Origin of the sequence: Roseimaritima sediminicola, assembly GCF_009618275.1 — a bacterium.
Lineage (GTDB): Bacteria > Planctomycetota > Planctomycetia > Pirellulales > Pirellulaceae > Roseimaritima > Roseimaritima sediminicola.
In genome coordinates, this window is sequence record NZ_WIAD01000009.1 from 31,446 (window position 1) to 51,731 (window position 20,286).

Consider the following 20,286-nt stretch of genomic DNA (forward strand, 5'->3'; position numbering starts at 1 on the left):
TGCTACTGGGCGACCTGGAATTCGACCGCCATCACCTGGGGCCGCTCGCTCGGCGGCGTGGGCTGCGCACCGAACGCCGTGGAACGCGCCGCCGGTGTGGCTTCCTCCAGCGATTGCCAACGCGTCGACAAGCGATTCGCGGTGGAGAAATCCTGCCACTCGGCCCGCAGCTTGGCGATCGATTCGGCGTCACCGACAACCGCCAACGCCTGCTCGGCGGGATCCCAAGCCGGCGTGGCGGCACCTTCCCCGGGAAGCTCTAAGCGTTGCTGCCACCACTGGGCGACGACCGGCACCTGATCCGGACGCACCCGGCGGACGACCAGTTGCGAACTGGGACGGAGGCTTCGAGTTCGCGCTGCGTGAAGCCCACCGGCCGGCGGCGTTCGGTTGTTGTCTGCGCCGGCGGCCGCGGGTTTGTCCTGCTCCGATTGGGATTGCACGTAACGCTGCGCGACCTCGGTGGGCTCGGCGCCGCGGCCTGCCCTCAGTTCGGTCTCGGCGGCCGGCAATGCCTGGTACCACGGCAGCGCGCGCCGCGGCAACACCTGAGCCTGCAAGCCGTTGACTTCGGCCGGCGGCTCGGAACGTTTCATCATCCGAGGCGTCGGCGGCTGGGTATTCTGTGACTGGGCATTCTGAGACTGGGCATTCTGAGGCTGGGAAAACGGCCTGGCCGAACGGGCATTGTTCTCGGGCGTCATCGCTTCGGCTTGGTCGCCGCGCTGTCGCATCCGCATGGGAGCCATCGCGCGCATTGAGCGGTCTGGAAGCGGCGGGGAGGTATCGATCGAATCGGCGCTACCACGCATCTGCATGCTTCTGGACATCGGGGCCGGCTGGGATTCGGGTTCGGCTTTGGGTTCGGCTTCTGGAACCGCCTGCCGCGGCTGAGCTCGCATCTGTATGGAAAACGCTTCGCTATCGGCGGGGCGGGCATCCGGCGGCGCGTCCTGTTCGACCATCTGCCGTCGCTGCAGCCGCAGGTTCGGCGCAGACGCACCGGTCGGTGCAGACGCACCGGTCGGTGCCAAGCCGTCTGCCGCCTCGCCGCCCGCTGCCTCGGGCGGTGGAGCGTTCATCTCAGACGCCTCCATCGCCAGCGGTGCCGCCAAGGGGTGATCCGCCGCTTGCTGTGCCTGGTCGAGCGTTTGCGACGGGGCGGATTGCGACGGGGCGGATTGCGGTTCGGCACGCCGATCCAATTCCCGCGTCCGTTCCGGCGGGTCCGACTTGCGCAAATCTTGCAGGGCGACGTTGCCGCCCAGATCGGCGGTGTGCCACAGCGTCCAGCCCACGGCCAGCAGGATCGAAGCGGCGACCATCAGCGACAAGGTCAGCTTCAGCGTGGACGTTTCCGGCGGGGCGGTCCGAAAGGTGGATGAAGACGGCGGATCGTTCGCAAGCCGCTGGCGGTGCTGGTCGATACGCGAGCGCACTCGCCGGACCAACATTTCGTCGACCGGCGACAGGGGCAACGCGGCCACCGCGGCGCGCAGAGCGCGGATCGATTCGAGTTCTTCACGCAGGTCGGCTCGTTGGTCCAACTGCTGTTGGACCTGCGAGGCTTCTTCCGCCGTCAGCTCGCCATCGAGGTAGCCGCTGAGGAGCGACGGATCGAATTCGTCAGACATCCTTGGGCTCCTGGGAAGATGGGGAGGAAGCGGCTTTGGTCACGGTCGTCATCGCATCACGCTGCATCAATTGTTTCAGATCACTGCGGGCGCGGTGCAGACGGCTGCGGACGGTGCCCTTGGGGATTTCCAGCACTTTGGCGATCTGGTCGTAGTCCAATCCTTCCAGGTCCCGCAGGACCAAGACCGCTCGGCGGTCCCCTTCCAGTTGATCGATTGCTTGCCGCAGTTGAGCGATTTGTTCTTGGGTATCGACCGCACCGTCGGCCGTGCTGTCGGTGGCCGGCGGCGGTGCGTCATCCAGGGCCACCGCTTGGTGGGTCGTTTCCAAGCGTCGCTTGCGACGCTTGCTGATCGAAAGGTTCACCGTAATGCGATACAGCCAAGTAAAAAAGGAACTGCGTCCCGCGAAGCTATCCAGTTTGAAATACGCTTTGGAAAAGGCTTCCTGCGCCAAGTCTTCTGCGTCCTCGCGGTTGCCCACCAGGGCGTAGGCCATCCGTACCAACCGCGGCGCATAGCTGCGGACCAATTCGTCAAACGCCTCCGCTTCGCCCCGCAGGGTGCGATCGATCACTGCCTGGTCCTGCGACGCCTCGGCGGCGCCGCCCAGGCCGCCCGCCCGCGCCCGCGGTTCGCCGCCCGGGGCTCGCGCATCAGCGCTGCCGGCGGGGGAAGGGTCGCTGGGGCTATTGTTGGAGACGCTCACAGGCCTGGCCGGTTCCCGAAAAGTCCGTAAGGGTGGAAAAAGCTCTGTGGTTCATTATAGATGCAACCCGCGAAAGGTTTTATCCTGAATGCGTCGTCTCGTTAGCCCCCCGGGGTGCGGCTCCGCCGCGGTTCCGAAAACGCCGTCCTGCTGCCTGTGAGGTTTGTACTGTGAGGGATGAAGCGAACTTTGTTGTCGGACCAACCGCCGCCGGCGATGGCAACGAACCGGTGGCCGCCCAGTCTCTGTTGGGCTGGGTCCTGGAGTCGCTGGGTTGGGTCTATCTCATCTTGTTACTCCTCGTGACCCTGATCAGTTTGACGCTGCTGGTCGTCATTTTGGTCCGCGGCCATGGTGCCTTTACCGCGGCAGCGATTGTGTTGTTGGTTCACGCCCCGTTTTTGTTGGGGCTGTTCGGCGCCGTCAGTGGAGCCATTTCGTCGTATCGGCTGATCGCGACCAGTGGGTCGACACCGCATCCGAGTGACTTGGCCGCGGGCATCTCTACGGCTCTGGTCGCGCTGTTGGTCGGGATGTTGTTGACCGCTCCGTTGTACCCGGTCGCCATCCTCGGAGCGCTGATCCGCGGCTTTAAACCTCCTGTGGCATAGGCTTCCAGCCTGTGGAACCCATTCACAGGCTGGAAGCCTATGCCACTTCACAGGCTGGAAGCCTATGCCACTTCACAGGCTGGAAGCCTATGCCACTTCACAGGCTGGAAGCCGGTGCCGCGGCCCCCATTGATTGTGGCGCGGCAGGGCCGCTGATACGATAGATCCTGGCTGCCTACCAGCCTCCACGGCTCTTCTTCTCTCCTCACCTGCTTCGCCGAGCTTCATCGATGACGACCCACCCCCCGCGTTGCTGTTTGGTTCTGTTGGCCGTCGCCACCTGTTGCCTGTTTCCGGCCGCCGCGCGGTCCGCGGAGCCGCCGGGGGTGCCGGTGCGAATGGGCAGCGGCGAGATGACGTTCGACACCGTGCCGGGGTGGGGACTTCGCCCCGACGGCCACTCCGCGATCGGGCCGACACACGGTTCGGTGGTGATCGATTCCGCCGGCAATATCTATACCAGTGCCCAGCGCGGCGTCTACGTTTTCTCGCCGGAAGGCGGCGTGATCCAGTCCTACCTGGGCGACGATTACACGAACATCCACGACATGGAAATCCGCCAGGAAGGCGACCAGGAATTCATCTACGGAGCCCGCAACGCCGCCGGCGAAGGCATCAAGTTCAACGCCCACAGCGGCGAAGTGGTCCTGCGCTTGCCCTTCCCCGAAGCTTCGGGGTTGGGGCTGAAGAAGTTCAGTCCGACGGCCATCACCGTGGCGCCCGGCGGCGACATCTATCTGTCCAACGGCTACGCCAGCAACCACATCTTCCGCTTCGACAAACACGGCAAGTACCTCTCGCATTTCGGCAGCAAGGGCAACGGCCTGAAAGAATTCAACACCGCTCATGGGATGACGCTCGATACCCGTTACGACCCGCCGCGACTGTTGATCTGTGATCGCAACCACCAACCCAAGGGTCGGCTGGTTCACTACTCGCTGGATGGTGAGTTTTTGGAGGAGATAGTCACCGGACTGGGCATGCCCACGTCGGTTGCCATACAGGGGCCCTACGTGTCGGTACCGGATTTGAAAGGCCGGCTGGTGATCCTAAACGGCGACAACACGATCATCGCCGTCCTGGGGCACAATCCCGATCCCGCGAAAGGGGGCAGTTACAACGTACCGCAGGACGAGTGGATCGAAGGCGTGTTCAGCGGCACGCACGGCTCGTACTGGGATTCCGAGGGCAACCTGTATGTCCAGGACTGGAACGTCTCGGGGCGAATCATGAAACTGGTCCGCGTCGGCGTGCCCGGCTTGCCAAAGGATGTCCCGGAAGCAACCGAATCGGTCAGCAAATAATCCAGGTACAGGCCCCCGAAATCCCGGCTGATCCCCGGCTTTCCATGAGTGTTTTCCCATGAGAGTACTGGTTGCTGAAGACAGTAAGGTGACCCGTTGCTTGTTGGTCTCGCAGCTGCGGGAATGGGACTACACCGTGGTCGAAGCCCGCGATGGCGAAGAGGCATGGAAGCAATTTCAGGAGCAGGCGTTTTCGTTGGTCTTGACCGACTGGATCATGCCCGGCATGGACGGCCTGGAGTTGATCCGCCGCATCCGCGAGACCGACAGCGAGGGTTACAGTTATCTGATCCTGTTGACGGCCAAGAGCGAGAAAGAGGATCTGGTCAAAGCGATGGACTGCGGAGCTGACGACTTTTTGGTCAAGCCCTGTGACCCGGAAGAATTGCGAGTCCGTCTTCGCGAAGGCAAACGGATCATCCAGCTGGAACAGAAGCTGGCCGAACAGAACCGCCGCCTGCGCGAGACGCAGGCCGCTCTGGTGGAAAGCGAAAAACTGGCCAGCCTCGGCCAGCTGGCCGCCGGCATGGCCCACGAGATCAACAACCCGATCGCGTTTGTGACCAACAACCTGGCCGTGCTCCGCCGCGACCTCGGTGACATGCTCAAGCGGATGGAGACCTACGAGCGGGCTCGGCCCTACATCCGGGATGCCCCGACGGAATTAACCGACCAGCTCGATCAATGGGCCGAGGACGGCGAATCGGACTGGCTGCGGCAGCATCTTCCCCAGTTGATGCAGTCCTCCAGCGACGGTCTAACGCGGGTCCGCGACATCATCAGCAACCTCCGCGACTTCGCTCGCCTGGATCGCGCCCCGGACGATTCGCTGGACCTGCAAACGGCGATCGAATCCACCCTGCTGGTTCTCAAGCATGCCATCGAAGAAAAGAACCTGCACATCGATTCCGCCCTGGATTCGCAGATTGCGATCCATTGCCGGCCCGACAAAATTCATCAGGTGATCTACAGCGTGCTGCTTAACGCGATCCAGGCCAGCGACTCGGGCGACCCCTTGCGGGTCTGCCTGAGCAAGAAGGATTCCGAAGCGGTGATCGAGGTCCGCGATCAGGGCTGCGGGATGGACCCGCAAACCCAGTCCCGGATGTTCGAACCTTTCTTCACGACCAAACCCGTGGGTACCGGGACCGGCCTGGGCCTGGCCGTCAGTTATGCTGTGGTCCGGGATCACAAGGGAACCCTGGAAGTGGACAGTGAACTGGATCGCGGCACCACCGTTCGCATCCGCTTGCCCCTGGCGCCGGACAACTAATCCCCATCCACCAACACCGATGCCGATACCAATGTCTAAAACCCATTCCGTCCTGATCGTGGACGACGAACCCGATGTGTTGTTTTCCCTGACCGGCCTGTTGCGGCGGGATTTCAACGTCCATACGGCGGCCAGCGGCAAAGAGGCGCTTGCGATCATGCGCGAGCATTCGATCAATGTGATCATGACCGACCAACGCATGCCCTCGATGACCGGTTCGGAATTGATGGAAATGGTCCGCAACGATCATCCCGATGCGATCCGAATTATTTTTACCGGTTACGCCGACACGCGGGCCGTCGTCGATGCGATCAACCGGGGCGAACTGTATCGCTACATCACCAAGCCCTGGGACCCGGATGATCTGCTGGAAGTGTTGCGGGACGCCGCGGCCCGTTACGACGCTCTGGCCGCCCGGGCCGATCTGCTGAAATTGCTCGGCGGCTACCTCGACGATGCTCACCAGTTGGGCGAGCGGTGCGGCCCGTCGACTTTGCCGGAACCGCAGTGGCAGCGATTCCGCGAGCAAACTCAAACCCTGCGAGAACTCCACCAGCAAGCGAGCACCGCGATTTATGACTGACCGCCAGCCGGCCTCTCTGATCGTCTTGCTGGAAACCGATAGGCAGCAGTGGTTCGCCGGCGCGGCCGGACCCGATGGCCCGCCGCTGCCGCTGATGTGCAGCGACCCCGGCAATCTGGACCAGTACGTCGGAGAGGATTTCGACCGCCAACTGTCCTTTCTGCGGCATCGCCTGGCCGGCGTTCTGCAGCGTGGCCACGACCGCCTGTACGCCCGTCAGTTGAAAGCGGCTCATTTCCTGTTCGTGGCCGACGGCGACTTTCCCGATGCCGATCCGCGTCTGACCCAGGCCCTGGCCGAACACTTTGTCCAGTGGATGATCAAACCGCCGGTCGGCTACGCCCGGGCGCCGGATGATTTCGCAATTCGGCAAGCCGACGACTTGCATCTGGTGGCGGGCGAGTTGCCTGCGAGGGCGGCGCTGGATCTTCCGGACGCGGTTCGCCAGTTGGCCCAGCTTCGCAGCGAGGAAGGGGCGTGGGAATTGATCCCCCGGCCGGCCAGCTAGCCGTTTTGGCGATCGCCACGGTTTTCACCTTCGGAATATCCGCCGTGTCGAGGTGGGACACGGTGGATGCATGCCGGCAGGTGGCAATCGTCACCATCGCCGGCGGAACGGTTTACAATAGGCCTCCTTCCGAACGACCCCTTGATGTTGAGGAACCACCGATGCTGATTCGCTTTGGCTTGACGGCTTGTTATCTGTTGTCCGCGACGTTGCTGTTCGCTCAGACGCCGGCCACGGTCGGCCACATCGAACGGCTGGATCCGGCCATGGACGAATTATTGGCAGCGGACGCGAAGATCGAAGTGTTGGCCAGCGGTTTTACCTGGTGCGAGGGCCCGCTGTGGGTGGACGATGCCAGCGGCGGACACCTCCTGTTTTCGGACATCCCACGCAACAGCATCTTTCGCTGGTCGCAAGCCGAAGGCATCGAATTGTTCATGCAGCCCAGCGGCTATACGGGCGTGGCCTACTATGGCTTGGAACCGGGCAGCAACGGTTTGGCCATGGACTCGCAGGGCCGATTGCTGGCCTGCGAGCACGGTGACCGCCGCGTCTCGGTGCTGACTAAGGGCGGCGGCAAACGCACCCTGGCCGACGCTTACGAGGGCCGCCGATTGAACAGCCCGAACGATCTGGTCCTGCACAGCAGCGGAGCGATCTTCTTTACCGACCCGCCCTATGGATTGCCTGAACGAGCCGACGATCCACGCCGCGAGCTGGACTTCTGCGGGATCTTTCGCATCGATCCCGATGGCACGCTCGCGCTGGGCTCCAAGCAGCTTGCTCGGCCCAACGGCATCGGGCTCTCGCCTGACGAGAAGACCTTGTATGTCGCACAGAGCGATCCGCAGAACGCGACCTGGACCGCTTTTCCGGTCAACGACGATCTTTCTCTTGGCGAAGGCAAGACCTTTTACGATGCGACCGATCAGGTGGGCAAACGGCCGGGTCTGCCCGATGGCCTGTGCGTCGCGGCCGACGGCAAGATTTGGGCCAGCGGCCCCGGCGGCATCTACGTCTTTTCACCCGAAGGCAAACTGCTGGGGCGGTTGCTGACCGGCCAACGGACCAGCAACTGCACCCTGGGCGGCGAGGACGACAAGACGCTGTACATCACCGCCGACAGCTACCTCTGTCGCGTGCGGTTGAAGTAAACGTTCGGCACGTACGACGAGGTATCACCTTATTTCTGACGCCGGGTTCGCCAGGTCTCGGGGGCGTCCAGCATCAGCGATTCGTGGAAGACGGTCAACGCATTCTGTTGGTTGGCCATCCACACTTTCAACTTGGCTGACTAGGTTTCGCGGACCGACTTGTCGACGGGATCATCGGCAAGATTGTTTTGCTCCTCTGGGTCCCTGCGCAAATCAAATAATCCCTGACTCTAACGGATTCTATATAGGGCTCGGAGCGATAGAAGAAAATGTTTTCTCCCCTCTCCCCCGCTGCGCCGCGAGCGTCAGCGAGTGAAGCAGTGGTGGGAGAGGGGCCGGGGGTGAGGGGGCTCGGTCCACTGCTTGAAGTACTTGAATGCGCATCAAAAAAGGTGCCAGGACGTTGGCCCTGGCACCTAATTGGTTACACCGAAGTTCGGCCTAGGACTTTTCGGTCGCCTTTTTGGCGTCGGGATCGACCTTGCCGGCCTTCTGTTCCGCGTCCGCCTTGGCGTCTTGGGCTTCCGCCTTGGCCTGCTCCGTGGTGTCTTGGGCGACGCTCTTGGCGTCTTCCTTCAACTGCTCTGGATGCAGCCCTTCGTCCTTGGCCGCTTCGCTGATCGAACCGGCGGCTTTTTCGACGACCCGGGTAGCACGTTCGGCCAGGCTGTCGCCGGTCAGGCCCTGCGACTCGGCGGATTGTTTGGCCGTCTCGAGCGTGTTCTCGACCGCTTCCTGACCCTGCTCGTAAACCTGCTGGGCCTGGTGCTTGGCTTGGTCGATCAGGTCATCCGAGGCTTCGCCCATCCACTGGTCTTCCGGACGTGTGCGGGGGATGACGGCGCCGACCAGTGCGCCAAGCGCCAGGACGCCAAGGCCAAGCGCAAGAGGCGCTTCATCGTGAGCGCGGCTGACTCGGCGAGCGGTCGCATCGTAGGCTTGCGCCAGTTGTTCGCCGCCGGCGCTGGTCGTCGACGACGCATAGCGACCGGTTCGTCGACCGGCCCGCCGCGTGCCGCGGGCGGCATCGCGCGCCGCCGCTCGGCTGCGCAGGTAGGCGCGGCGCGAGGCGTCGCTGGTGGCCGACCCGGCCGAGGACACTGCATCACCAACCGAAGCGGCTGCGGATTTGACTCCGCCGGCGACGCTGGACGCGGCATCGCTGATCGCTTCACCGGCACTGCTCGCTGCGCCGGCGACCGAGTCCTTGGCGGACGACGCGGTCGACTTGGTGGAACCCCACGCCGAGGAGGCAGCATCCCCGGCGGAGCTGGCCGCCGAAGAAGCCTTTTGTTTGGCTTTATCCAAGGCGCCTGGCGAGCCATTTTCGGTATGGCTGCCGGGCATCACCAGCTCCGACTCCGCGGTGCCGTACTGCGGATCGAGCAACAGGTCCTCATCGGTGTAGTAGGCCGGGCCGTCGTCGTAGTCATCGTCGTAGCCGGCGATGTAGTCGTTCTGCAGGGCGCGCCGTCGCGGGATGGGACGATAGTCGTCGTCTTCATCGCGGCGACCACCGAATGCCAACCACGCCAGTCCGGCACCGACCAACGTCACGCCGATCGGATTCTCGCGAACTTGACGACCGAGGTTCTGAGCGAATTCGCCCGCCACATCGCCGGCGCGCTGCGCGGTGTCACGGGTCGAGTCGCTGCGGAACAGGCCGATCACGTCGTCCAGAAGATTGCGTGGATTGAGGCGTTCGCCCAGTTCGTCGAGCGTTTCGTCCATCGCGCCGCGAGTCCGTTCGATGTCTCGCTTGATTTCGCGACTGTCACGCTCGCTGGGGTCATGCACGGGGCGGCCCTGGGCCGCTCGTAGTCGTTCTTCGCGGGTTAGCTGACTTTGTCGGTTGCCCATTGCTTGTCCTCCTTCAGGGATTCAACTGTTCGTTTGGGCACTGGCGAAACATTCGCCAGCGTGTCCTTGGCTTTCAGAAACATGGCCAATCCGATACCGCCGACGACCAAGCCGACGATCAGAGGAGCGATCCAGAGGGCATGGACGGGCAAACCGGCCGAGCCGATGGCGACGTACAGGCCGTACGACAAAGCCAAGAGCAGAAAGATCAGGCCGAGGTGGGCGATTGCACCTCCAGCGACCAACATGCCGGAGTTGCGACCGACCACACTGGCCTTTTCGCTCATCTCGGTCTTCGCTAGGGCGACTTCCTCGCGGATCAGCGCCGTCGACTCGTCCCGCAGCTCGCGGATCAGATCCGCGATGCCGCGAGAGTCGCTGCCATCTCCGCTGACTCGGTTGACGCCATTATGCTGGGTGGGATGGGGAGTACTCATGACTGGGGTCCTCCTTTGGGATTCAGCGATCCCTGATTGCGGTAACCGATGGGAGGCTGGGGCGTTCCGGCCTGGGAGTCGTGTCCGAAGGCTTCGGGCGGTCGCGAGCCGCTGGGGCCGGAGTAACTGGGGCCGGAGTAACTGGGGGCGCGGGTTTGGGCGGAACGCCGCGGCTGGGACGCTTTCAAAAACCGCATCGCGGCCAGTCCAGCCACAAACAATCCGCCGTAGACGACCTCAGGCCGCCGGCGGGTAAAGTCCTGCAGGTCGTTGACCAATTCGCCCACGTCCTTCGATTCCAGGGAGCTGCGGACCTGGTCCAACTGCTCGGCCGCGGCATCGACGTAGCTGGCGATCGAGTCGTGTTGCTCCTCGTGCAATTTGTCGGAAGCCTTGCGGATCGCACCGCTGAAGACGCCGATCTCTTCGGCCACGCGAGCTTTCTTTTCACGAGCGTACTGCGTGCCGGACTGCTTGGCTTTCTCGGCCGCTTCGGTGGCCTTCTGCCGCGCCGCCTCGGTGGCTTGGCGGGCCTGCTGTTTCAGTTCTTCGGCTTGCCGCTCCGCTTCGGACTTCGCCGATTGAGCGGTCTGCTGTGCCCGCTGCTGTGCGTAGTCGGTACCTGTGTTCTCGTTGGTGTGCGACTGATGAGTCCGCGTTGTGGAAACGTCGGAGCGAACATTCGCCGCACCGTCAGTTGTTTGAGCCATATCAAACTCCTTGGGGGCAAGTAGATGATTAACAACCAAACTCATACGCACGTGATGTGCCAAAGTCCGCAAATACGCCGAGCAAAAGGCCGGCGGCGGCGTCTTGGAAAAGAGACAACGCGGCGATAGCATCCCCGCCGCAGACCCCGCGTACGGGAGCTAAGAAGCGATGAGGTCGTGGATGACCTGGCCGTGGACGTCGGTCAATCGGCGGTCGATGCCGTTGTGCCGGAACGTCAATCGCTCGTGGTCCAAGCCCAACAGATGCAACACCGTGGCGTGGATGTCGTAGACTTCGGTCGGCCGCGAGCGGTCCAGCGGCTTGTACCCCCACTGGTCGCTTGGGCCGTATGTAACACCGGGTTTCACCCCGCCCCCGCACAACCAGTTGGTGAACACGTAGGGATTATGGTCGCGGCCTTTGCCACCCTGCGTCGAGGGCAAGCGACCGAACTCGGTCGTCCACAACACAATCGTGTCCTCCAACAGACCGCGTTGGTCGAGGTCCTGGATCAGCGCGGCCGCTCCGTGCGCCATGCCGGCGGCCAATGGCCCGTGGTCGCGACCGACGTCTTCGTGGGAATCCCAATTGCGTCTGGGAAAGCCGTTGTCGTTGCCAGAAAACACCTGCACGAACCGCACGCCGCGTTCGATCAAGCGGCGAGCGATCAGGCAACGCTTGCCGAAATGATAGATCTCTTCGGACGCATTGATTTCGGATGGCCACGCCGCTGCCGCCCGGTCCAGCCCGTAAGCGTCCAGCACATACTGGGGTTCGGTGGAAAGGTCCAGCGCCTCGGGTGCAGCCAGTTGCATCTGAGCGGCCAGCTCATAGGAACGGATGCGAGCGTCCAGGCGAGCATCGTCGCGGCGCCGGTCGGCGTGCCGCCGATTCAACTGCCGCAGCACATCGCGGACATCGACCTCGCTGCGCGGGCTGATATAGTCGCCGTTCTGGTGCGGGCGCAGGTCGTTGATTGGATTGCGACGAGCCGGATGGATCACGGTCCCGGTGTGCTGCGAAGGCAAGAACGCCGCGTCCCAATTCTTCACGCCGTTGCTGGCCAAGCCGCGATGATCCGGCAACACGACAAACGTGGGCAGGTTCTCGCGAATCGAGCCGAGTCCGTAGCTGATCCAGCACCCCATTCCGGGAAAACCGGGCAAATTAAAACCCGTCGTTTGCAACAGCGTGCCCTGACTGTGCACCCCGGTCTTGCCCACCAGATTATGGACGAACGCCATCTTGTCGACGCACTGGCCGAGCGGGGCGACAATCTCGCTGAGCTGTTTTCCGCAGTCGCCATAGGGGGAAAAGTCCCAAACCGGCCGCTTCCAGGGACCGAGTCCTCCCTGGAACGCTTCGACCTTCTCGCCAAACTCCGCTGGCTTGCCGTCGTGCCGGATCAGTGCCGGCTTGTAATCGAACAAGTCGATGTGCGACGCTCCGCCGGCCATGAACAACTGGATCACCCGCTTGGCCCGGGGCGGGTGATGCGGCTTGCCTGGGGCGGCACTGCCCCCGTCCGTGGCAGACGATTCCGAGGCGAACATCGCACCCAACGCCAGTGCACCCAGGCCCTGACCACAGGACTGCAGCAGTTGGCGTCGTGACGGTGTCGTCGAAGGGACGGGGTCGTACATGGCTAATCGACGAAGCTGAATTCGTTAAGGTTAAACATCAACCGGCAGGCGTTGGCCAGGCCGTGCTGACGAGCGACATCCACAATAGCGATCTGTTCCGCTTTGTCCGGCGGTCGTCCGATGGCTTCGCGGAATCCGGCTCGCACCTGATCCGCCAACCGCTCGTGTTGTCGCTGGAGCTTTGCCGCAAAGTGGTCCGCCATGGTGACCATCAATCCACTGTTCAACATCGCCAGTGCCTGCAGCGGCGTGACACTTTGATTCCGCCGACCGACCAGGATCGATGGGTCCGCACAGTCCAGGGTGGTCATGAACGGTTCCAACTGCGAGCGGACCACGAACCGATACACCGACCGTCGCTGCGTTGCGGGATCATTGGGATCGTGCAAGTGGTATTCGTAGTGCGGCGAATGCTCGGGATGCTTGAGGACGAAGTTGCGAAAGCCGGGGCCGTACATCGACAGATTCAGTTTTCCGCTGACCAACAATACGCTGTCTCGCACGGCTTCCGCATCCAGTTTGCGCCGCGGCATGGCCCACAGCAAACGGTTCTCCGCATCGACGTCGTGGGCGCGGGCGGCAAGCGATTCGCGAGGCCGCGAGGCTTGTCGCCACGTCGCACTGCACAAAATCAATCGGTGCAGCTGCTTCAAGGACTGGCCGGAATCGCGAAAGCGGATCGCCAGATGGTCCAGCAATTCCGGATGGCTGGGCACTCCGCCCATGCGGCCAAAGTCATTAGGAGTTTCCACTAGGCCGCGGCCAAAGTGGTACTGCCACACACGATTGACGATGTTTCGCCAGGTGACCGGATTCTCCGCATCGCTCAGCCACCGCGCCAGGGCCGCTCGCCGGTCGGCTTCGCTGTGCGACGCTTCGAGCCTGAAGTGTTGATCCAACCCCAGCACGCTCAGAGCCCCCGGCGTGACAACCTGGGCGGGCTGCCGCACGTCGCCACGGATCAATAGATGAATCGGGCGTGGCCGGCCGCCTGCCGCTCCGGTCCCTTTGAAATTTCCCGAACCGGTGAACACGGTTCCGGCATACACCTTCGACGGTTCGGGCAACGCGGCCAGCCGCTGCTGCTGCGTTTGCAAGCGTTGCTTGGCCTGCCGCATCCGCTCGCGTTCTTCGGAAGTCATCGCCGCGAGGATCCGCTGGTCGCGCTGCCGCCGTAGGGCATCGGGATCGCCGGCCGCGCGCGGATACTCTCCGTCGGTCAGATTCGCACGCTGCCAACGCGGTGCCGCTTCGATCGAATCCAATGACGTCACCGCGCCGCCGGCGGCTCGATTGCGGCCTGCTGTGTCCAGCACCTTCACTTCCGCCAGGGCAAAGATGAAGTCGTTCTGACGCGGGGCGAGCTTGGTGGCCGTGATCCGCACATAGCGAGCCGCTTGCCCGTCCACGTCGTAAACGACTTCGGCGAGCCCTGGGTTTGCAAAATCCGCAGCGGTCTGGTCGGCGATCGTGGTCACCGCAGCGGAGTCGCGAAAGTCTTCGTCATTGCTGGCCTGAACACGAAACCGCATGGGGAACCCAAATCCCGCGCCGATACCGTTGAAGTCATCCTTGCAGGGATGCAGAACGATTTGCCGGAGCGGCTGTGGCTGGCCAAGATCGATTTGAACCCATTTGGTCGCGGTCTGCTCGGGGGCGATGCTGCTGTGGTAGCCAAACGCCGGACCGAAGTTGTCCTGTTTGGCTTTGGCAATGGCTTCGTCGAGTGTGGTTAATTCGGCGGCGATGCGGCCACTGGCCCGCTGTCGCAGGGAGTCGATTTTCTGCTGCTCGGCAGCGATCCCTTGCGTCAGCGTCTGTCGTTGCTCATGCACCAAAGGGTCTCGATCATACGTGCGGTCGGCTCGATCGATCGCGGCAAAGACGGCGTGCAACTGGTAATAATCGCGCTGCGTGATCGGATCGAATTTATGGTTGTGGCACTGAGCACAACCGACCGTCAGGCCCATAAAGGACTGCATCGTCGTCCGCACCATGTCGTCGCGATCCAGGTGGCGAGCGATCTGGCCATCGATCTTTTCCTCGCTCACCTCCGCGTGCCCCACGAAATCCCATGGGCCGGCGGCCAGGAATCCGAGGGCTTCGTTGCCGTCGCGAGCATGGGGATAAAACGCGTCCCCGGCGATCTGCTCACGCAGGAAGCGTGACCAGGGTTTATCTTGATTCATCGAGCGGATGACGTAATCACGATACGGCCAGGCGTGGGGACGAGGCTTGTCCTTGTCGTAGCCATGGGTGTCGCCATAGTGGACCACGTCCAACCAATGCCGCGCCCAGCGTTCGCCGTAGCGAGGCGAGGCCAGCAAGTGGTCGACCAGCCGTTCATAGGCGTCGGGCCGCGGGTCGCGGACAAAGCGTTCGACCGCTTGCGGGCTGGGCGGCAAGCCGAGCAGATCAAAGTACAGCCGCCGGATCAGGGTCCGCCGATCGGCTTCGGGTGCCGGCCTCAGGTCCGCCGCCAGCAAGCGGCGAAGCACAAAGCGATCGATCGCGTTGCGAGGCCAACTGGTCAGGTCGGGGTCCGTGGCCGCGACCTCTGGGACGGCGACCGGTTGTAGTCGGCGCAGCGACCACCAAGAACGATCCTGCAGGTGGCTTTCCACCACTTGGCGTCCCTCCGGCCATTTCGCCCCCTCGGCGATCCAGGCTTCCAGCACCGCGACCTGCTGGTCCGTCAGCGGCTTGCCCTCGGGAGGCATGTAGGCGGCGGGGCCGCGGACATAATCCAACAGGATGCTGTCGTCGGGCTGACCGGCAACGATCACCGCTCCGGACTCGCCACCAGCCAGGGCGTGCTGGCGCGAGGACAGCGACAAACCGCCCTCGGTGATATTGGCGTTGTGACACGTCACGCAGTGCGAGCCAAAGATCGCCGCGACTTGCTCGAAGCGGTCCTCATTGGCAGCGGAGGGCGAGGTTACCGGCGACGGCGGATCGGCCGCGGCAAGGCCTGCCAGGAGGAAGGCCGAAAGCGTTCCGGCCAGGGTGCGGCAACCGCGCCAGAAGCGACGGCGTATTGCGGTCGGCCGCTGGTTCCGCGCGTTTCGGAGTATCGGTCGAAGCTTATCCTTGTACATAAGCCCCTTATCTTAGCCTACCAATTCGCCCGTAGCTGAACTCGCCAGAGTTTGGTCCGTCCGCGTCACCGCCTCCAAAGTCTGGCGACAACATCGTGTCGCATTCTATCCTCGACAACCGGCTTTGCGGAGCGACAATGGCCCTTGCAGGCCGGATGTGGTCGCCCGGAGCGCCGCATGTCGCAGTTTGTTCCGCCGGGCCGGTTGGCCGGCCATTCCTATTAATTCCCCACAGCTTTTCGATCCCCGCATGAGTTCGGCTCCTTCCTCGATGTTTGCCGCTACAGAAACCCTCGGCTCGCACCTGCAAAGCTCCGGCGTGCAGTTGCATTTGAACCTGGTCGACATCACGGTGGCCGTGGTCTATCTGATCGGCATTGTGCTGATCGGCTTGCTGGCCGCCTGGCGTCACAAGAAGAAGCAGGGGGCGGCCGAGGAATATTTTCTGGCCGGCAAAAGCCTCGGCTGGGCGAGCATCGGGCTGGCCCTGTTTGCCACGAATATATCCACGTTGCATCTGGTCAGTCTGGCTCAGAACGGTTTCGATACCGGGCTGTTGAACGGTAACTTCGAATGGATGGCGGGTTTCACGCTGGTCCTGTTGGGCTTGTTCTTCGCGCCGTTTTACATTCGCACGGGCATCGCCACGCTGCCCGATTTTCTCGAGCGTCGTTACAACCGCGTCTCTCGCGACTGCTTGGCGTTCGTCTCCATCCTGACGGCCATCGTGATCCACATCGCATTCGCCCTGCTGACCGGCGGGATCATTCTCGAGGAACTGCTCGAGGTGCCCATGATGTACAGCATCGTGGTCCTCTGCGTGCTGACCGGCATCTACACGATCACCGGCGGACTGCTGGCCGTGGTGGTTACCGAGTCGATCCAGACGATCGTCCTGTTGCTCGGTGCGGCGATCATCACGGGGATCGCCTTCTGGCAGTTGGGCGGTCCGACCGAATCGCCGGGCGGCTGGGACGGCTGGGAGAACCTGGTCCAGATCCTCGACGCGGAAGACCAGCAACAGAAACTTTCCATGCTGCGGCCCCACGGCGACCCCGACGGCATGCCTTGGTATGCGATCCTGCTGGGATATCCGGTACTGGGGATCTGGTACTGGTGCGCCGACCAGACGATCGTCCAGCGTGTCCTGGGTGCCAAGGACGAAGACCACGCTCGCCAGGGTCCCATCTTTGCCGGCGTCCTGAAGATTCTGCCCGTATTCCTGTTCGTCCTTCCGGGGCTGCTGGCATGGGCCCTGCATCAGGACGGGCGGCTTGATCTATCGATGATCACGGTCGACGGCGAGGTCCAGTCCAAGGGCGTGTACGCCAGCATGATTACCGAACTGCTGCCGATGGGCCTGCGAGGCGTGTTGGTCGCCGCGCTGATGGCGGCGTTGATGAGCACGGTTTCCGGGGCGTTGAATTCGATCTCGACCCTGGCCAGCTACGACATCGTCAAACGTTTTCGGCCCGACATCAATGACGAACGGTTGGTCCTGATCGGACGCGTCTCGGCGGCGGTCGCTCTGGTCGTGGCCGTCGCGCTGGTCCCCGCCCTGAACATGTTCGAAAGCATCTTCAATGGGATGGCGAACATCATCTCGCACATCGCACCGCCGATCACCGCCGTGCTGGTCCTGGGCGTTTTCTGGCGACGGGCAAGCGCCCGAGCCGCTGCGGCGACGCTGATCATCGGTTCGGTGCTGGGGATCGTCGTCTTCACCATCAACACCCTGTTTCCCAAAGGCGAGCTCAGTCAATTGCCCGGCGGATTCATGATGATGGCGTTCTACCTGCTGGTGGTGTGTATGCTGATACAGGTCGTGTTGAGCTTCCTCTTGCCCGATGCGCCGCTGGCGAAGGATCAAACGGAACTGAAGGGGGCTCGTCTGGCTTGGACGACGCCACTGGAGCCGCTGACGATCCCGGGCAAAAGTCGCGCCGGCGATCCTCGGCTGCTGAGCGTGCTGTTGATCGTCACGATGGTCATCCTTTACGGGATTTTTCGATGATGCACCATGAGTCCCGCCCCGGGCCTGCGAGCCTGACCTTTCCGCGGCGCGGGCGCGGGTTGGTTCGTGGCTTTAACAGCACGCTTGCGGCGGCGTGTTGGTGTGTCTTCGTCCTGCTGACCACCGACGCCCTCGCGGCTGAACCGGAGGCGAATTTTTATGTTTCGCCAAGCGGTTCGGATGCTTGGTCAGCAATGACACGCTGACCGAGTTCCAACTGTACGAGATCCAGAAAGACTGGAAAGAAGAACACGACCTGGCGGCCACCATGCCGGAGAAGACCACAGCGATGAAGCGGCGGATGCTGGAAGTCTGGCGAGAAAGCGAATCTGAAGGTCCGGACCACTGGTGGAAAGACGAACGACAGCCGCCGTCACGAGGCGGTACGCTGAATTACTAAGCACTCGACGCACGTCCCCCCGCGTCAGCGGCATTTGGATTTAGTGAGCCGTTTAGACGCTAGCCTCGGTTTCGGCACCGCAAACCGGGACTATCGCCCAAACGGCTCACACAAGCCGTCAGCGGCAGGATAGTTTTTGGAGATAGACCATGAAGACGCCTATTTGCGGAGCCTTACTCCTTGCGGTTGCGACCCTCGCCGGGGCCACGGTTGCCTCGACCGCATCGGCCGCAGACGCTCCGCCCAACGTCGTCTTGATCTTTGCCGACGATCTCGGCTACGGCGATTTGGGGTGCTACGGAGCCACCAAAGTTCAGACGCCCAACATCGACCGCCTGGCCGCTCAGGGTCGTCGCTTCACCGACGCCCATTCGGTTTCGGCCGTATGCACCCCATCGCGGTACGCGTTGCTGACCGGCCAGTACCCGCTCCGCGCTCACGATGGCCGGGGCGTTTGGGGCCCGGCCCCGATCACTTCGCCCCTGATCATCGACACCGAAAAGACCACCATCGGCGACGTGTTCAAGAACAAGGGTTATGACACGGCGGTGCTGGGCAAGTGGCATCTGGGTTTCAAACGCGGCACCAATGACTGGCAAGAACCTCTGCGTCCCGGACCGCAGGACCTGGGCTTTGACTATTACTTTGGCATGCCGGTGGTGAACAGCGCCCCGCCCTACGTCTACGTCGAAAACGATCGCATCGTCGGTAGCGACCCCGACGATCCGCTGGTGCACGTCGGCCGCGGCGCCAAAAACACCACCCCGATCACGAAGATTCCGCCGGAAGCCGCGCAGCGCAGTCCCAACCAGTTCCGCGGTGCCAAGAAAGCTCACGAGTTGTACAACGACTACGCGGTGGGCACCACTCTGGCCAAGAAATCCGTCCAGTGGATCGAACAACGCAAGGACACTCCGTTCTTTCTATATCTAACCACGACCAACATCCATCACCCCTTCACACCGGCCGAGCGTTTCCAGGGAACCAGTCAAGCCGGACTGTACGGTGACTACATCCACGAACTGGACTGGATCGTGGGCGAGATCCTTTCGTGTCTGGAAGAAAACGATCTGGACGACGACACCCTGGTGATCTTTACCAGCGACAACGGCGGCATGTTCAACTTCGGTGGGCAGGCGGCTTTCCAAGCCGGGCATCGCCAAAACGGGGACCTGCTGGGTTTCAAGTTCGGCGTCTGGGAAGGCGGCCATCGTGTGCCGCTGATCGTGCGTTGGCCGGGCAAAGTGCCACCCGGAACGACCTCGGACCAATTGCTCGGCAACGTGGATATGTTGGCGACGTTCGCGGCATTGACCGATCAGCCACTGCCCGAGAACGAACAGATCGACAGCGTCAACATGCTGCCCGCTTTTGTCGACAACCCTCAACAGCCGCTGCGGGATCACTTGATCCTGGCCCCGTACAAAGGCACCCATCTGTCGGTTCGCAAGGGGCGGTGGATGTACATTCCGGCTCGCGGCAGTGGTGGTTTCGGAGGCAGCAAACCCAGTCATCACACCTTTGCGGGACCGCCGGCGGCCAGTTTTGTCGGCTCGGTCAACAGCGACATCGTCGACGGCAAGATCCGCAGGAATGCGCCGCCGGCCCAGCTGTACGACCTGCACGCCGATGTGCGGCAGACACAGAATGTCTACGACGCCCATCCCGAGGTCGTCGAGCAGATGAAGGCGCTGCTGGATCGTTACGAAGTGGCGAAGCAGCCAGCGCGGAAAACCGGTTCACGCAATTCGGGGAACCCGGCGAAAAAAGAACCGGCCGGGCCCAGCGAGCGGAGCGTATCCTTCGATTTCGAATCGGGCCGGCTCGATCCGTGGCAGATTGTCGAAGGCCAGTTCAGCCATCCGGTCGGCAGCCGATCAACCTTCTTCAGAAGCCAACAGGAATACAACAAGCAGGGCGAGTACTACCTGACGACACTGGAATCCTCGCCCCAGGCCGAACGCGGGCAGGACAGCCAAACCGGCGTGATTGTTTCGCCCGCCTTCATCCCCGAAGGCGGAACCATGACGTTCCGGATCGGTGGCGGGCGCGGGCCAAACACCTACGCCGCCCTCTGTACGGCTGACGGCAAAGAGGTCGCCAAGGCCCGCGGCATCAATGACCAAACGATGCAGAAAGCGTCCTGGGATCTCGCTCCGTATGCGGGTCAGAGAATGTTCATCAAAGTCGTCGACAAGTCGACCGGCGGCTGGGGGCACGTCACCGTCGACAACTTTCAGTTCGACGGCGAAGTGCTGGCCGAGTGATCGCTTTCCGCCGAAGCGATCGCCCGCGAGCGCCAGCGGCGACACCCCGATCACAATAATCACAACCGACACCGCAAGCC

At 62.7% G+C, this 20,286-nt stretch carries 16 protein-coding genes; 9 read left to right on the plus strand and 7 right to left on the minus strand.

Going from position 1 to position 20,286, the window contains the following annotated elements:
- Window positions 1-2: 2 nt before the first annotated feature.
- Both GE027_RS07105 and GE027_RS23305 read right to left on the minus strand, forming a co-directional pair.
- Window positions 3-1,634, minus strand: coding sequence for a zf-HC2 domain-containing protein (locus GE027_RS07105; protein WP_153556497.1), 1,632 nt, complete (start codon window positions 1,632-1,634; stop codon window positions 3-5).
- A complete protein-coding gene (locus GE027_RS23305) occupies window positions 1,627-2,343 on the minus strand; it encodes an RNA polymerase sigma factor (RefSeq protein WP_153556498.1) in 717 nt (238 codons plus the stop codon). The genes GE027_RS07105 and GE027_RS23305 overlap by 8 nt, the downstream gene beginning before the upstream one ends.
- A gap of 170 nt (window positions 2,344-2,513) precedes the next feature.
- On the opposite strand from GE027_RS23305, the gene GE027_RS23310 reads away from it, so the two are divergent.
- The 6 genes from GE027_RS23310 (at window position 2,514) to GE027_RS07140 (ending at window position 7,776) form a co-directional block, all read left to right on the plus strand.
- Window positions 2,514-2,954 (plus strand): MotA/TolQ/ExbB proton channel family protein, encoded by a 441-nt coding sequence (locus GE027_RS23310; RefSeq protein WP_237607361.1) that lies wholly within the window; start codon window positions 2,514-2,516, stop codon window positions 2,952-2,954.
- A 230-nt stretch (window positions 2,955-3,184) separates the two neighbouring features.
- Window positions 3,185-4,258: a 6-bladed beta-propeller gene (locus GE027_RS07120; protein ID WP_202617348.1), complete on the plus strand. Its 1,074-nt coding sequence runs from the start codon at window positions 3,185-3,187 to the stop codon at window positions 4,256-4,258.
- Between the two features lie 58 nt (window positions 4,259-4,316).
- On the plus strand, window positions 4,317-5,531 hold the full coding sequence (locus tag GE027_RS07125) for a response regulator (RefSeq protein WP_153556500.1): 1,215 nt from the start codon (window positions 4,317-4,319) through the stop codon (window positions 5,529-5,531).
- A 31-nt stretch (window positions 5,532-5,562) separates the two neighbouring features.
- Complete coding sequence (locus GE027_RS07130) at window positions 5,563-6,114, plus strand: response regulator (protein ID WP_162006611.1); 552 nt, start codon at window positions 5,563-5,565, stop codon at window positions 6,112-6,114.
- Window positions 6,107-6,622, plus strand: a complete 516-nt coding sequence (locus tag GE027_RS07135; protein WP_153556502.1) for a hypothetical protein — start codon at window positions 6,107-6,109, stop codon at window positions 6,620-6,622. Before GE027_RS07130 ends, GE027_RS07135 begins: the two co-directional genes overlap by 8 nt.
- A 161-nt stretch (window positions 6,623-6,783) precedes the next feature.
- Complete coding sequence (locus tag GE027_RS07140) at window positions 6,784-7,776, plus strand: SMP-30/gluconolactonase/LRE family protein (protein ID WP_153556503.1); 993 nt, start codon at window positions 6,784-6,786, stop codon at window positions 7,774-7,776.
- 441 nt (window positions 7,777-8,217) lie between these two features.
- Here the strand turns inward: GE027_RS07140 and GE027_RS07145 are convergent, their stop codons facing one another.
- The 5 genes from GE027_RS07145 to GE027_RS07165 form a co-directional block, all read right to left on the minus strand.
- Window positions 8,218-9,636, minus strand: a complete 1,419-nt coding sequence (locus GE027_RS07145; RefSeq protein ID WP_153556504.1) for a DUF3618 domain-containing protein — start codon at window positions 9,634-9,636, stop codon at window positions 8,218-8,220.
- A complete protein-coding gene (locus GE027_RS07150; RefSeq protein WP_153556505.1) occupies window positions 9,612-10,073 on the minus strand; it encodes a phage holin family protein in 462 nt (153 codons plus the stop codon). The genes GE027_RS07145 and GE027_RS07150 overlap by 25 nt, the downstream gene beginning before the upstream one ends.
- On the minus strand, window positions 10,070-10,783 hold the full coding sequence (locus tag GE027_RS07155; RefSeq protein WP_153556506.1) for a hypothetical protein: 714 nt from the start codon (window positions 10,781-10,783) through the stop codon (window positions 10,070-10,072). The genes GE027_RS07150 and GE027_RS07155 overlap by 4 nt, the downstream gene beginning before the upstream one ends.
- A 159-nt stretch (window positions 10,784-10,942) precedes the next feature.
- Entirely contained in the window at window positions 10,943-12,427 is a 1,485-nt protein-coding gene (locus GE027_RS07160; RefSeq protein ID WP_153556507.1) for a DUF1501 domain-containing protein, read from the minus strand.
- Between the two features lie 2 nt (window positions 12,428-12,429).
- The gene (locus GE027_RS07165; RefSeq protein WP_153556508.1) at window positions 12,430-15,525 is read right to left on the minus strand and encodes a DUF1553 domain-containing protein; all 3,096 of its coding nucleotides are present in this window, start codon (window positions 15,523-15,525) and stop codon (window positions 12,430-12,432) included.
- 271 nt (window positions 15,526-15,796) lie between these two features.
- Between GE027_RS07165 and GE027_RS07170 the strand changes: the two genes are divergently transcribed.
- From GE027_RS07170 to GE027_RS07180, 3 genes are all read left to right on the plus strand, one after another.
- Window positions 15,797-17,539 (plus strand): sodium:solute symporter, encoded by a 1,743-nt coding sequence (locus tag GE027_RS07170; protein WP_153556509.1) that lies wholly within the window; start codon window positions 15,797-15,799, stop codon window positions 17,537-17,539.
- 184 nt (window positions 17,540-17,723) lie between these two features.
- Window positions 17,724-17,939: a hypothetical protein gene (locus tag GE027_RS07175; RefSeq protein ID WP_237607362.1), complete on the plus strand. Its 216-nt coding sequence runs from the start codon at window positions 17,724-17,726 to the stop codon at window positions 17,937-17,939.
- 149 nt (window positions 17,940-18,088) lie between these two features.
- Window positions 18,089-20,206, plus strand: coding sequence for a sulfatase family protein (locus tag GE027_RS07180; protein ID WP_153556510.1), 2,118 nt, complete (start codon window positions 18,089-18,091; stop codon window positions 20,204-20,206).
- The last annotated feature ends 80 nt before the right edge of the window (window positions 20,207-20,286 follow it).